A 14,939-nucleotide genomic window follows, 5' to 3' on the forward strand; every position below is an offset into this window, starting at 1 on the left:
AAACTATAATTTCACTTTATTCAGCCTCTTGCTCTAATAAACGAATACCATTACCAGCTAAAAAGTGGTCTGCTTGAATTTCAGTCGCTTTCTTAAATAAAGTAAGAGCTTTCTCGTTATTTTCTTCGAATACGTACGCAACACCTAAATTATAATACGCATCTGCATGCTCTTCATCCATTTCTAATACCTTTTCAAAATAAGGTTTTGCCTCTTGAATATGTTCTAGTCGCGCGAAGCAAAGTCCGCATTGGAAAACAGCTTCTACATCATTTTCATCTAATTCAGTTGCTCTTTGTAAAAATGGAAGTGCAAGACGATCATTTCCAAGTTGTACATGTGTGATACCTAACATAAATGTTACGTCAGCTGATTGTAATCCCGCTTGCATCGCTTGTTCAAATACAGCCTTTGCCTCTGCAAATTGCTCTTGACCGTAATATACATTTCCTAATCCATAATAAGCAGCCGCAGATTTACCATCTAATTCTACTGCACGTTTATAAAATAAAATTGCTCGCTCACTATCACCTAATACATCTAATAAATTCGCAAAGTTAATGTATCCAAGCGCATCTTTCGGATTTTCTTCGATTGCTTCTGTGAAATTTTCAGCTGCTTCTTCCCAGTTTCCTTCTTGCATATATTTAATACCTGTTTCAAGTTTGTTTGACATATCCTTCACCTCTACAACAAATTATAACAAAGAATGTATTTTCCAAGCGAACAAAAATTCGCTTTATGTAAAAGAAACCTCTAACCGCTAATCGGCAGAGGCTTCTCGTGTTATCCTAAATAATCTAATTTCTTACCACTGTGATATACTTCATCAATTGTAGCGCCGCCTAAGCACTCATCTCCATCATAGAAAACAACTGCTTGGCCTGGCGTAATCGCACGAATTGGCTCATCACAAAGAATACGAACTGTATTTTCATCAACGATTTGAACCGTTACTTTATTGTCTGCTTGACGATAACGGAATTTCGCTGTACACGTAAATTCTTTTTCCTTCGCTTTATTACTTACCCAGCCTACATTCGTAGCAATAACTTCATCACCATACAGAAGTTCGTTATGGAATCCTTGGTCAACATATAAAATGTTTTCTTTCAAGTTTTTCCCAACAGCAAACCATGGATCACCATTACCACCAATACCAAGGCCATGACGTTGTCCAATTGTATAGTACATTAAACCATCATGTTTCCCTTTCACTTCACCAGATAATGTTTGCATCACACCTGGTTGCGCCGGTAAATAGTTACTTAAGAAATCTTTAAAGTTACGCTCACCGATGAAGCAAATACCAGTACTATCTTTCTTCGCCGCTGTCGCTAAACCAGCTTCTGTCGCCATTTCGCGAATTTGTGGTTTCTTTAATTCACCTAATGGGAACATTGTTTTTGATAGTTGCTCTTGGCTTAATTGATTTAAGAAATATGTTTGATCTTTATTGTCATCAACGCCGCGAAGCATTTTATATTCGCCGTCCATATAAGCAACGCGTGCATAATGACCTGTTGCTACATAATCAGCACCAAGTGCAATTGCATGCTCTAAAAATGCTTTAAATTTAATTTCTTTGTTACACATTACATCTGGGTTTGGTGTACGACCAGCTCGGTACTCATCTAAAAAGTACGTAAATACTTTATCCCAGTATTGTTTTTCAAAGTTTACTGCATAATACGGAATGCCGATTTGGTTACACACTTCAATTACATCATTGTAATCTTCTGTTGCTGTGCAGACACCATTTGCATCTGTATCATCCCAGTTTTTCATAAAAATTCCGATTACATCATAACCTTGCTCTTTTAATAAAAGAGCTGCTACAGATGAATCGACGCCACCGGACATCCCGATGACAACGCGTGTTTCGTGAGGTAGTTTGTTCATCATGTCACCTCCCATGCTAATTTTGTGTTAATCGCTTCACGATTTTCACTGTTTCGTACGCCGCTTTTTCAATTTGCTCTTTCGTATTTCCAAGACCGAAACTAAAGCGTACGGATGAACGTATTTGATCGGAGTCTTTTCCGAACATCGCCACTAATACATGTGATGGATCAATCGAACCAGCTGTACAAGCAGAACCACTTGATACTGCAATGCCAGCTAAGTCTAAGTTTACAAGAAATGGTTCAATATTCATTCCTGTAAAACTTACATTCAACACATGTGGTAAGCGATATTCCAAGTTTCCGTTTACCTCGAAAGTAATGTCTTCATTTTTGAAGACAGATACCATTATATCTTTAAACTCTTCATATTGGGCATTTTTTTGCTCACGAGTTTGTTCAGCTAGCAAAATTGCTTGCTGAAGTCCGGCAATACTAGGTACATTTTCAGTACCAGCACGGCGTTTTCTTTCTTGCTCTCCGCCTATTAATAACGGTTCAAACTTCACATTTGCACCAGCATATAGGAACCCGACACCTTTTGGTCCGTTAATTTTGTGAGCTGAAATTGATAATAAATCAATTCCAAATTCTTTCACATCAATCGATAATAAACCGTAGGCTTGTACAGCATCTGTGTGGAAATAAGCTTGATGTTCTTTTAACAGCTTACCTATTTCCGCAATTGGTTGCATTGTCCCTACTTCATTATTCCCGAACATAATAGATACAAGAATCGTCTCTTCCGTTAGTGCCTTTTGTATGTCAGAAACTTGAACACGCCCTGTTTCATCAACAGGTAAATACGTCACTTCAAATCCTTCACGCTCTAACAATTCACACGTATGCAAAATCGCATGATGTTCAATTTGCGTTGTAATAATGTGGTTGCCTTTGTGACGATTCGCGCGCGCTACACCTATAAGTGCTAAATTATCAGCTTCTGTACCACCGCTCGTGAATATAATTTCATTTGGACTCGCGTGAATGCTACGTGCACACACACGTCTCGCCTCATCTACCGCATGGCGCGTTTGACGCCCATAAAAGTGAATACTAGACGGGTTTCCAAATGTTTCTGTCATATATGGAATCATCTTTTCGACCACTTCTGGGTGAGTCGGAGATGTCGCAGCATGATCTAAGTAAATGCGTTCCATTAAATCTCCTTCTTTCCAAATCGTTTCACAAGGAATTAAATGTAAAACATATAGCCCCCGTGATTTTCTTCCTCATAACGTACTAAATCTTCTAAAGTTGTACTATCTAATACTTCTTGCACCGCATCACGAACACGCATCCATAATTGGCGTTGTGCTGGTTCTTCTTCTTCTATCATTTCTACAACACTAATTGGACCCTCTAGTACACGGATTACATCTCCAGCTGTAATGTTGACTGGCTGATCAGATAATACATATCCGCCATATGCCCCGCGCGTACTCTTTACAAGACGAGCGTTACGAAGTGGTGAAATTAATTGCTCTAAATAATGCTCAGATAGGTCATGTGCCTGCGCAATTGATTTTAATGAAATTGGGCCTTCACCAAACTTTTTTGCAAGGTCGATCATAATTGTTAAGCCGTAGCGGCCTTTCGTTGAAATCTTCATCTATTTGCACCTCATTTCAAATTTTCACTTCTATTGGTTATATCTTATTTATCCCGCTATTTGCGGGCAGTAAAACTCCCACCTCAAAATTCGGCTGGAGCAAAGAAGTTAGGTGGGGGATGAACAAAACCCCCACTGATTAAAGTTTCACTTTATAAAAAAACACAATTTAAAATCCTATGAAATTATAGCATAATATAGTATTATAAGAAATTTCAACTTGTGTATCAAAATGATAACATAAAATCACATTGAAAAACTCGGAAATTATTACAATTGAAAGAAAAATGAAAATATTAATATTCATTTTTCCCACAAAACAGCATCCTATTTCAAATTTCATAAAAAAAAAAATGATACGATAGAATGAGATTATACATTAAGGGAGAGGGTCAAATGAAACAACCACTCGCACATCGAATGCGCCCTACAAATATTCAAGAAATTATCGGACAACAGCATTTAGTTGGTGAAGGCAAGATTTTATGGCGAATGGTCCAAGCAAATCATTTTCAATCAATGATTTTATATGGTCCTCCAGGCACAGGAAAAACATCAATCGCTAGCGCAATTGCAGGAAGCACTGGAACCCCGTTTCGCCTCTTAAACGCTGTTACTCATAATAAAAAAGATATGGAAGTTGTCGTACAAGAAGCGAAGATGCATCGGCACCTCGTTTTAATTTTGGATGAAGTTCATAGGCTAGACAAAGCAAAGCAAGACTTTCTATTACCCCATTTAGAAAGCGGACTTCTTACTTTAATTGGTGCAACGACAAGCAATCCGTTCCATGCTATCAATTCTGCTATTCGAAGTCGTTGTCAAATCTTCGAATTACACGCATTAACAGAAGATGATATTTTAATTGGCTTAAAACGAGCGCTTGAAGATAAAGAAAAAGGGCTTGGGGAATATGATGTAACTGTTACGGATGAAGCATTACATCACTTTGCAAATGCGTCAGGCGGAGATATGCGCTCAGCTTATAATGCACTTGAACTAGCTGTTTTATCTAGCTTTACAACTGACGACAAAGCCGCGGAAATTACACTTGAAATCGCAGAAGAATGCTTACAGAAAAAGAGTTTCGTTCACGACAAAGGTGGCGATGCTCACTATGACGTTTTATCTGCTTTTCAAAAATCAGTACGTGGAAGTGATGTGAACGCCGCACTTCATTATTTAGCACGTCTTATTGAAGCTGGTGACTTACAAAGCATCGGTAGACGTCTGCTTATTATGGCATATGAAGATATCGGACTTGCTAGCCCACAAGCTGGACAACGTACACTTGCAGCGATTGAATCAGCTGAACGGGTCGGCTTCCCAGAGGCACGCATACCACTTGCAAATGCTGTTATTGAACTTTGTCTATCACCGAAATCAAATTCGGCCTATAAAGCACTCGATGCCGCACTACACGATTTACGTAATGGCCAAACAGGCGATATTCCAAGTCATTTAAAAGATAGTCATTATAAAGGAGCCGAATCGTTAGGAAGAGGCATCGGATACTTATATCCACACGATCATCCAAACGGGTGGGTACAACAACAATACTTACCTGATAAAATTAAAAACAAGCAATATTACAAACCGAAAACGACAGGGAAATTTGAACAAGCACTTTCTACTGTTTATGAAAGATTACAAAGTTCGCATAAAATGAAGAATAAAGGGTAATATAAGCGAAAACGTCACCATTACGGAGGCTTCGCTTATGAAAACACGTCAAGATGCATGGACAAAAGAAGACGATCTCCTTTTAGCAGAAACTGTTTTACGACATATTCGCAGCGGAAGTACACAAATAAAAGCATTCGATGAAGTTGGTGATACATTAAACCGAACTTCAGCAGCTTGTGGCTTTAGATGGAATGCTGAAGTAAGACCATATTATGAAGATGCGGTGCAAATTGCAAAAAAACAACGTAAAGAATTAAAGCGTTCGGAAGCTAAAATAGAAAAAGAGCAGTTCACACAAACTCGGCAGCTCGTAATCGATGCCGAGTTTTCAGAAGATATTGCCCCAAATAAACAAGATCTTACAATGCAAAATGTCATCTCATTTTTGCAAAACTTGGAGCACAATAACCCTTCACTCGCAAAGTTACAAACTGAAAATGACGTATTACAAGATCAGCTCACTTCCCTGCAAAAAACGAATAATGAACTTGAAGCAAAATTAGCTGTTCTCACAAAAAAACAACAAGCAATCGAAGAAGATTATGCAATGCTTGTTAGAATTATGGATCGTGCTCGAAAACTTGTTTCGGTCGAAGAACAAGAAGAGCAAATTGCTCCGATTTTCAAAACCGACCAAAATGGAAATTTAGATATTATATATTCTGCAGAAAACTAAAAACAGGGATGTCACTTTTTCAACTTAGTGACATCCCTGTTTATTTTCCCCTTGGTGAAACAGCACCACAGTAAATGAAATTATATTAACAATTCGACATCAATATTTCTTTAAAACATACAAAAAGCATATACCCTAGGCGGATATATGCTTCCTTTTTATTCTTGCCCTACACGCTTCACTTCTACGTTTTTAATACGTTCACGTACAACGTGACTTGCCATAATTAAGCCTGCCACAGATGGTACGAATGCATTTGAAGAAGGTGGTAATTTCGCTTTACGAATTTTTGCATTTTCGTCTGGTACGATTTCTTTACGTACTTCCTCACGAATTACGATTGGGTTTTCGTCAGAGAAGACAACTTTTACACCTTTTTTAATACCATCTTTACGAAGCTTCGTACGAATTACTTTCGCAATTGGATCTGTATGTGTTTTTGAAATGTCCGCAATACGGAAACGAGTTGGGTCCATTTTATTTGCCGCACCCATACATGAGATAATTTTAATTTTACGACGTAAACATTGTTTAATTAAATGAATTTTGAACGTAATCGTATCAGATGCATCTACTACGAAATCTAAACCGTGTTTAAAGAACTCTTCATATGTTTCATCTGTATAAAACATCTCTAGTCCAATTACTTCACATTCCGGATTAATGTCCGCAATACGCTCTTTCATTAATTCTACTTTTGAACGTCCTACAGTAGATACTAACGCGTGAATTTGACGGTTTACGTTTGTAATATCTACAACGTCTTTATCAACTAATACAAGACGTCCTACGCCAGAACGTGCTAGCGCTTCTGCCGAAAATGACCCTACGCCGCCAATTCCTAAAATACCGACTGTACTATTTTTTAATATTTCAAGGCCTTCTTTTCCGAAGGCTAATTCATTACGTGAAAATTGATGTAACATTCAGCTCTACACTCCTATTACAAAAATGGTCTACCATGTATTCTAGCGTTTTTCCGACTATTTGTATAGAAAAAGTTATAGAATTCCTAAAAATACATATTTCAAACAAGGAAAACATAATGTAAACCGGACTTTTTAAACAACCTCTTCAATATACGTTTAAAAAGGAGGATTCAGAGAACCGAGCAGCACTTATGCTAGGAGGAGCACAGTGTAGGGGATACTACTCGAGCACCGGACTAGCATACGTAACGATGAAATGCGACGGTTATCTAAACCGGACTTTTAAAACTTCCTCTATAAAAAAAGTCTAGACGGCTATAGTATAACCATCTAGACTCTATTCTTACTTCTCTTCTTTCACGTTCAACTTCAAGTTCAGTTCTTCAAGCTGTGCTTCTGCAACTGGGCTTGGAGCTTCTGTTAATAAGCAGCTTGCGCTTGCTGTTTTCGGGAATGCAATTGTATCACGAAGGTTCGTACGACCTGCAAGTAACATAACAAGACGGTCTAAACCTAATGCGATTCCGCCATGTGGTGGTGTACCGTATTCGAATGCTTCTAATAAGAATCCGAATTGTTCTTGTGCTTCTTCTTGTGAGAATCCAAGTGCTTTGAACATTTTTTCTTGTACGTCACGCTCGTAAATACGAAGTGATCCACCACCAAGCTCATAACCGTTTAATACAAGGTCATATGCTTGTGCACGTGCTTTTTCTGGTGCTGTTTCTAATAGTTCAACATCTTCACGGAATGGCATTGTGAATGGATGATGAGCTGCGAAGTAACGATCTGCATCTTCATCGTACTCAAGAAGTGGCCAATCAGTTACCCATAGGAAGTTAAATTTACTTTCGTCAATTAGCTCAAGTTCTTTACCTAAACGTAAACGAAGTGCACCTAAACTATCTGCAACAACGCTCTTCTTATCTGCTACGAATAGTAATAAGTCACCAGCATCCGCTTCTAATGTACTCATTAACACGTTTGCATCTTCTTCACCGAAGAATTTCGCAATCGGTCCTTTTAAGCCGTCTTCTTCAACTTTAAGCCAAGCTAGACCTTTTGCACCGTATACTTTTGCGAATTCAGTTAATGCATCGATGTCTTTACGAGAGTATTTGCTCGCTGCACCTTTTGCGTTAATCGCTTTTACTTGTCCGCCGTTTTCTACAGCACTTGTAAATACTTTAAATCCACAACCTACTGCAAATTCAGATAGGTCTTTTAGTTCCATTTCAAAGCGTGTATCCGGCTTATCAGAACCAAAGCGAGCCATTGCATCAGCATATTTCATACGAGGGAATGGTGCACTAACTTCTACACCTTTTGCATCCTTCATGACTTTCGTCATCATACGCTCCATCATTTCTAAAATTTCATCTTGTGTTAAGAATGATGCCTCGATATCAATTTGCGTGAATTCCGGTTGACGGTCCGCACGTAAATCTTCGTCACGGAAACAACGTGCTACTTGATAGTAACGCTCAAATCCACCGACCATAAGAAGCTGTTTAAATAGCTGCGGAGATTGAGGTAATGCATAAAATTCACCATCATGCACACGGCTTGGTACTAAATAGTCGCGAGCTCCTTCTGGCGTGCTCTTCGTTAAAATTGGTGTTTCAACTTCTAAGAACTCTTCTGTATCTAAGAAGTTACGAATTGTTTTCGTTACGTCATGACGCATTTTGAATGTGTTGAACATTGCAGGACGACGTAAGTCTAAGTAACGATATTTTAAACGCACATCTTCTGATGCATCTGTATCATCAGCAATAATGATTGGCGTTGTTTTCGCTGCGTTTAATACGTTTACTTTCGATGCTTGTACTTCAATACGACCAGTTGCCATATTATCATTAATTGCGCCTTCACCACGTTCAACAACTGTACCTTCTACGTGTAATACGTATTCGCTACGAATCGTTTCTGCTACTTCTAACGCTTCTTTTGATGTTTCTGGATTAAATACAACTTGTACGATGCCTGTACGGTCACGTAAGTCGATAAAGATTAATCCACCTAAATCACGGCGTTTTTGTACCCAACCTTTTAATTGAACTGTTTGTCCAACCGCTTCTACTGTTACTTTTCCGCATGCATGTGTTCTTTCAGCCACTTTAAGTTCCCCCTATATTAATTTCTCTGCTACATATGAAGCAAATACATCTAACGCTACTTCTTCTTGTCCGCCTGTTGCCATATCTTTTAAGTTAATGATGCCTTTATCTAGCTCATCTTCCCCTAATACAGCTACGTATTTCGCATTTAAACGATCTGCAGATTTAAATTGTGCTTTCATTTTGCGATCTAAATAATCTTTTTCAACTGCTAGTCCAGCTTTACGAAGATCAAACGCAATTTTCGCAGCTTGGTCTTTCGCTTTTTCACCAAGTGCTACAACGTAACAATCAATACTATGTTCAATTGGTAACTCAATATTTTCAGCCTTCAGCGCCATAATTAAACGCTCAATACTCATCGCAAAACCGATACCTGGCATTTCCGGTCCACCGATTTCTTGTACAAGTCCGTTATAACGGCCACCGCCACTTAATGTTGTGATAGCACCGAAACCTTCTGCCTCACTCATAATTTCAAAAACAGTGTGTTGGTAGTAGTCTAAACCACGTACTAAATTCGGATCTTTCTCAAATGGAACATCCATCATCGTTAGTAGTTCTTGTACTTTATCGTAGTATACTGCTGAATCTTCGTTTAAGTATTCTGTAATAGATGGTGCCGTGCTCATTAATTCATGATTACGGTCCTTCTTACAGTCTAAAATACGAAGAGGGTTTTTTTCTAAGCGAGATTGACAATCAGAACAGAATTCTCCGATGCGCGGCTCAAAGTGAGCAATTAACGCATCACGGTGTGCTTGACGACTCGCTGCATCACCTAAGCTATTTAATACAACTTTAATATTTTTCAAGCCCATACCGCGGTAAAACTCTACAGCAAGTGCAATTACTTCTGCATCAATTGCTGGATCGTTACTACCAATTGCTTCAATACCGAATTGTACGAATTGACGATAGCGACCTGCTTGTGGTCTTTCATAACGGAACATTTGGCCGATATAGTATAATTTTGTTGGTTGCGTTGCATCACCGAACATTTTGTTTTCAACGTAAGAACGTACAACAGGTGCAGTACCTTCTGGACGTAATGTTAAACTACGCTCTCCACGGTCTTGGAATGAATACATTTCTTTTTGTACGATATCTGTCGTATCACCAACACCACGTAAAAATAGCTCTGTGTGCTCAAAAATTGGTGTACGAATTTCTTTATAATTGTAACGACGGCAAATGTCGCGCGCTTGCCCTTCGATATACTGCCATAACTCAACGCTACCCGGAAGGATATCTTGCGTTCCGCGTGGGATTTGAATAGACATATTCAGTTCCTCCTCAAATTGTTTTAATCTTAATAAAAATAAAAAAACTCCCGTCTCTACTGTTTAAACAGTAGGGACGAGAGTATTATACCCGTGGTGCCACCCTAATTGAAGCACGTATGCTTCCACTTTTTTAATAACGCTTAAATATGCGTTCATCTCTACTAAGCATATACGCTGTTCAAGTTGAAACCTACAGAGTGTCATTCAATCAGTCATCATGTAGAAATGTTTTCAGCCTAAGACATTTCTTCTCTTTCCATGTGTGTCTCATTTACTCTTCTCTATCAACGGTTATATTCATATGTAAATATAAAATTACTATACGTTTGTTGAGTAGGATTGTCAAGTGCTCTAAGAGCGTTCAATCTGCTTCTTTAGACGCTTTACATCTTGAAGAGAAATTCCGAACTCAGAAGCAAGTTCCATTGAAGTATTGTTTTGCTCTTTTGAAATAAAATCATGAAAATTCACGTTAAACAGTTGATTTGCACCATTTGTAACAGAATGCCCTTTTTCATTCATACGCATACTATATCCCTCACATTCAATATGGATGTTTTACTTTTTATTGTTCCATATTGATGAGTTAGTTATACGTACAAACAAATAACGTTATTCCATACTACTCTTATATAAGTAATCCGCTCTTTGAATCATAAATAATGTTACAACCATTGCTGCAATTACAAATACTACCCAAGTACTGTAACTTAACACTGCGAAAGTAACTCCTAATGCATGTAAAAGAATAGCTAAGCTCAATCGCAATGAAAACTTCAAATCTTTAAAGATTGACCAATTCATATACTCTCTCCCCTTTCCACACATACATTCAAATACTTTTACCATTTTTCACATTATACTATATACTTAATGACCCGAGCTATTGATTCCAAATAAACATTAATATTCGATTTACAACAATAATAATAGCCAGTCCGCTCGCCAGCATAGGATGCTTCAAATGATACAACGCTGCAACACCTATTCCAAACACGATAATTTCTAACAGTGCATGCAATATACCTTGTACTTCCCATTCTGCATGTGGTGCTCCAAATAACGCCCATATGACAGCAACAATAATCGGAAGAATAATCGCAAGTGTAATTTTTATAGCCGTTATTGTTCCTACTCGAAATCCCCAGTACCCAACAATCCCAAGAACACATAACTCTAGCATAAAACGTAAAGCTATATTGAATTCTTGAAGCATGCTACACCTTCTTTTCCTTTTATTACCTTCAAATTAATCCTATGATAAATGAACAAAACATACAACAAAGTATAAAAAAGAGAGGATCATATAATCCTCTCTTCCCCGGCAACACTATTTACTTTCTACAATTAAGGTCACCGGACCATCATTGATTAAAGAAACTTCCATCATTGCTCCGAACTTCCCTGTTTCTACATGTAATCCTTGCTTACGAACTTCTTCATTAAAGAAATCGTATAAACGCTCTGCGTATTCAGGTTTCGCAGCATCCATAAAGTTTGGCCGTCTTCCCTTGCGGCAATCTCCGTATAATGTAAATTGCGAAATAGATAGAACTTGTCCTTCTACATCAAGTACAGAGTGGTTCATCTTTCCGCTCTCATCTTCAAAAATACGTAGGTTTGCAATTTTTTCTGCAATATAAGTTGCATCTTTTTCTGTATCTTCATGCGTAATGCCAACTAGTAATGTTAAACCGAATGGAATTTGTCCTACAATCTCACCATCTACTGTGACAGACGCTTCCTTTGATCGTTGCAAAACAACTCTCATCTTTTCTACACTCCCTATTAATGCATCATGCGTCGTACAGCATAAATTTCTGGAACACGTTTAATGCGCTCCACTACTTTTTTCAAGTGTTGTAAGTTTCGAATAGAAATCGACATATTAATCGTCGCCATCTTATTACGGTCACTTCTACCAGAAACAGCTGAGATATACGTCTTCGTTTCTGTAACAGCTTGTAATACTTCATTCAATAAACCACGACGATCATAGCCTGAAATTTCAATATCAACATTGTATTCAATTTCTTTTTCAGGGCTACCTTCCCAATCTACTTCTAGTAAACGCTCTACCGCTTCTTCTGTATGCACATTTACACAATCACGGCGGTGAATTGATACGCCTCGACCTTTCGTAATATACCCAACAATATCATCACCCGGAACTGGGTTACAGCATTTTGATAAACGAATTAACAAATTATCTGCACCACTTACCTTTACACCAGAATCCCATTTTCGAATTTTCATCGGTTTACGAACTTCTTTAACTTCAACGATTTCTTCTTCTTCACGTTGTTTACGGAACTTGTCCGTTAGTCGCGTAACAATTTGTGCAGCTGTAATTCCGTTGTATCCAACTGCTGCAAACATATCTTCTTCATTTGCAAAGTTAAATTTCTCAGCAACACGTTTTAAATTATCAAGCGCTAATACTTCTTTCATCTCATACTCTAAGCCACGCACTTCTTTTTCAACAAGCTCACGGCCTTTTTCAATATTTTCATCTCTACGTTGCTTCTTAAAGAATTGACGTATTTTATTTTTCGCATGAGATGTTTGAGCAAGTTTTACCCAATCTTGACTCGGGCCATACGAATGTTTCGATGTTAAAATTTCAATGATGTCACCCGTTTTTAATTTATAATCAAGGGTCACCATTTTCCCATTTACTTTTGCACCAATTGTTTTATTCCCGATCTCTGAATGGACACGATACGAAAAGTCAATTGGAACAGATCCAAGTGGTAATTCCATTACATCGCCTTTCGGTGTGAAGACGAATACCATGTCAGAGAACAAATCAATTTTTAATGATTCCATAAACTCTTCTGCATTAGAAGCTTCATTTTGCCATTCTAATATTTGACGGAACCAAGTTAGTTTCTTCTCTAATGTACCAGTTGTTTCTGCTGTTTTCCCTTCTTTATACGCCCAGTGTGCCGCGATACCGAATTCTGCAATTTCGTGCATTTCTTTCGTACGAATTTGCACTTCTAGCGGATCACCTTTCGGTCCAATTACAGTTGTATGAAGAGATTGATATAGATTTGCTTTCGGCATTGCAATATAATCTTTAAAACGACCTGGCATTGGCTTCCAGCACGTATGAATAATTCCAAGCACCGCGTAACAATCTTTAATACTATTTACAACGACACGTACAGCTAATAAATCGTAAATTTCATTGAACTGTTTATTTTGCAATGCCATTTTACGATAAATACTGTAAATATGTTTTGGTCTTCCAGAAATCTCAGGTTGAATTGAAACCTCTTTTAATTTCTCACGAATACCAGTCATTACTTCATCTAAATATTCTTCACGCTCTGCACGTTTACGCTTCATTAAATTTACAATACGATAATATTGCTGCGGGTTTAAATAGCGAAGTGACGTATCCTCTAACTCCCATTTAATAGTACTAATTCCGAGTCTATGTGCTAAAGGTGCAAAAATTTCTAACGTTTCATTCGCAATGCGACGCTGCTTCTCTTGAGGCAAATGTTTCAATGTACGCATGTTATGAAGACGATCAGCTAGTTTAATTAAAATAACTCGAATATCTTGAGCCATTGCGATAAACATTTTGCGATGGTTTTCTGCTTGTTGCTGCTCATGGGATTTATATTTAATCTTTCCAAGCTTTGTAACACCATCAACAAGCATAGCGATTTCTTTATTAAATTCTCGTTCAATATCTTCTAATGTAATTTCTGTATCTTCCACTACATCATGCAAGAAACCTGCCGATACTGTAGCCGGATCCATGTGTAAATCAACTAAAATACCTGCAACTTGAATTGGGTGAATAATATATGGTTCACCCGATTTTCTATATTGTTCGCTATGTGCATCACGCGCATATTCATAGGCACGTGCCACTAGCTCAATATCTTCATCCGCTAAATATTGACTTGCTTTCTCGAGTACCTGTTCAGCTGTTAGTACTTGCTCATTTGCCATCGAATCACCTTTTATTGAAAATTGACTTTGTCTTTATTGAATAGAATAATTTATATTCTATCATTATAACCCAATGATTGTGAATTGTGAAAAGGAAAAGATTTTACTGACATTTCACCATGTTTTTTTGTGCAATTATACAAAAGTACCCGCTCCTCTCCAAGAGATTCACGGGTACTTTTTTATCACCGTAGTTTCACCTATATAATGATTAGTATTTTTCTAATACTAATACATCGTAACCATCTAACATTTTACGACCATCTAAGTAAGTAAGCTCTACTAAGAATGCAATTCCTGCTACAACTCCACCAAGTTCTTCAACTAGTTTAATTGTCGCTTCGATTGTTCCACCTGTAGCTAATAGGTCATCTGTAATTAATACACGTTGACCTGGCTTAATTGCATCTTTATGGATTGTTAAAACATCCGTTCCATACTCTTTACCGTAGTCAACTGTAATTACTTCACGTGGTAATTTCCCTAATTTACGAACTGGTGCGAAACCTACTTCTAATGCATAAGAAACTGGGCAACCGATAATAAAACCACGCGCTTCTGGTCCTACTACAACATCAATGTCTCTTTTATTTGCATACTCAACGATTGCATCTGTTGCTGCTTTATACGCTTTTCCGTCGTTCATTAAAGGTGTAATGTCTTTAAACACAATACCTTCTTTCGGATAGTCTGGTACAATTGCGATATGTTGCTTGAAATCCATATTTCTGAATCCTCCTCAGATATAAAAGGT

General features: G+C 37.8%; 15 protein-coding genes and 1 other annotated feature. Of the genes, 2 read left to right on the forward strand and 13 right to left on the reverse strand.

Annotated elements, in window-relative coordinates:
- Positions 1-16: 16 nt before the first annotated feature.
- The 4 genes from ACFWDE_RS00925 to cymR form a co-directional block, all read right to left on the reverse strand.
- Positions 17-676, reverse strand: coding sequence for a tetratricopeptide repeat protein (locus ACFWDE_RS00925; RefSeq protein WP_002160393.1), 660 nt, complete (start codon positions 674-676; stop codon positions 17-19).
- A 110-nt stretch (positions 677-786) separates the two neighbouring features.
- Positions 787-1,902: a tRNA 2-thiouridine(34) synthase MnmA gene (gene mnmA / locus ACFWDE_RS00930; RefSeq protein WP_002160392.1), complete on the reverse strand. Its 1,116-nt coding sequence runs from the start codon at positions 1,900-1,902 to the stop codon at positions 787-789.
- 16 nt (positions 1,903-1,918) lie between these two features.
- Positions 1,919-3,064, reverse strand: coding sequence for a cysteine desulfurase family protein (locus tag ACFWDE_RS00935; protein WP_002199286.1), 1,146 nt, complete (start codon positions 3,062-3,064; stop codon positions 1,919-1,921).
- Between the two features lie 35 nt (positions 3,065-3,099).
- The gene (gene cymR, locus ACFWDE_RS00940) at positions 3,100-3,516 is read right to left on the reverse strand and encodes a cysteine metabolism transcriptional regulator CymR (protein WP_000704117.1); all 417 of its coding nucleotides are present in this window, start codon (positions 3,514-3,516) and stop codon (positions 3,100-3,102) included.
- A gap of 396 nt (positions 3,517-3,912) precedes the next feature.
- On the opposite strand from cymR, the gene ACFWDE_RS00945 reads away from it, so the two are divergent.
- Entirely contained in the window at positions 3,913-5,199 is a 1,287-nt protein-coding gene (locus ACFWDE_RS00945; RefSeq protein ID WP_002111985.1) for a replication-associated recombination protein A, read from the forward strand.
- Between the two features lie 37 nt (positions 5,200-5,236).
- Entirely contained in the window at positions 5,237-5,878 is a 642-nt protein-coding gene (locus ACFWDE_RS00950) for an RsfA family transcriptional regulator (protein ID WP_016106217.1), read from the forward strand.
- 158 nt (positions 5,879-6,036) lie between these two features.
- Here ACFWDE_RS00950 and ACFWDE_RS00955 read toward each other — a convergent pair whose 3' ends face one another.
- The 9 genes from ACFWDE_RS00955 to ACFWDE_RS00995 form a co-directional block, all read right to left on the reverse strand.
- Complete coding sequence (locus ACFWDE_RS00955) at positions 6,037-6,804, reverse strand: tRNA threonylcarbamoyladenosine dehydratase (RefSeq protein WP_000903181.1); 768 nt, start codon at positions 6,802-6,804, stop codon at positions 6,037-6,039.
- A 346-nt stretch (positions 6,805-7,150) separates the two neighbouring features.
- Entirely contained in the window at positions 7,151-8,926 is a 1,776-nt protein-coding gene (aspS, locus tag ACFWDE_RS00960) for an aspartate--tRNA ligase (protein ID WP_377889414.1), read from the reverse strand.
- 12 nt (positions 8,927-8,938) lie between these two features.
- Positions 8,939-10,210 (reverse strand): histidine--tRNA ligase, encoded by a 1,272-nt coding sequence (gene hisS / locus ACFWDE_RS00965; protein ID WP_002145627.1) that lies wholly within the window; start codon positions 10,208-10,210, stop codon positions 8,939-8,941.
- 69 nt (positions 10,211-10,279) lie between these two features.
- Positions 10,280-10,510 (reverse strand) — a binding site (T-box leader).
- Positions 10,511-10,564: 54 nt separating this feature from the next.
- Positions 10,565-10,741, reverse strand: coding sequence for a hypothetical protein (locus ACFWDE_RS00970; protein ID WP_001242605.1), 177 nt, complete (start codon positions 10,739-10,741; stop codon positions 10,565-10,567).
- A gap of 84 nt (positions 10,742-10,825) precedes the next feature.
- Positions 10,826-11,017, reverse strand: coding sequence for a damage-inducible protein DinB (locus ACFWDE_RS00975; protein WP_219920372.1), 192 nt, complete (start codon positions 11,015-11,017; stop codon positions 10,826-10,828).
- Positions 11,018-11,096: 79 nt separating this feature from the next.
- Positions 11,097-11,429 (reverse strand): YrdB family protein, encoded by a 333-nt coding sequence (locus tag ACFWDE_RS00980; RefSeq protein ID WP_377889417.1) that lies wholly within the window; start codon positions 11,427-11,429, stop codon positions 11,097-11,099.
- Positions 11,430-11,543: 114 nt separating this feature from the next.
- Complete coding sequence (locus tag ACFWDE_RS00985) at positions 11,544-11,984, reverse strand: D-tyrosyl-tRNA(Tyr) deacylase (protein WP_377889419.1); 441 nt, start codon at positions 11,982-11,984, stop codon at positions 11,544-11,546.
- Between the two features lie 17 nt (positions 11,985-12,001).
- Entirely contained in the window at positions 12,002-14,185 is a 2,184-nt protein-coding gene (relA, locus tag ACFWDE_RS00990) for a GTP diphosphokinase (protein WP_377889421.1), read from the reverse strand.
- A gap of 211 nt (positions 14,186-14,396) precedes the next feature.
- Positions 14,397-14,909: an adenine phosphoribosyltransferase gene (locus tag ACFWDE_RS00995; protein WP_002015305.1), complete on the reverse strand. Its 513-nt coding sequence runs from the start codon at positions 14,907-14,909 to the stop codon at positions 14,397-14,399.
- Positions 14,910-14,939 lie beyond the last annotated feature (30 nt).

Source organism: Bacillus sp. NPDC060175 (assembly GCF_042728695.1).
Taxonomy (GTDB): Bacteria; Bacillota; Bacilli; order Bacillales; family Bacillaceae_G; genus Bacillus_A.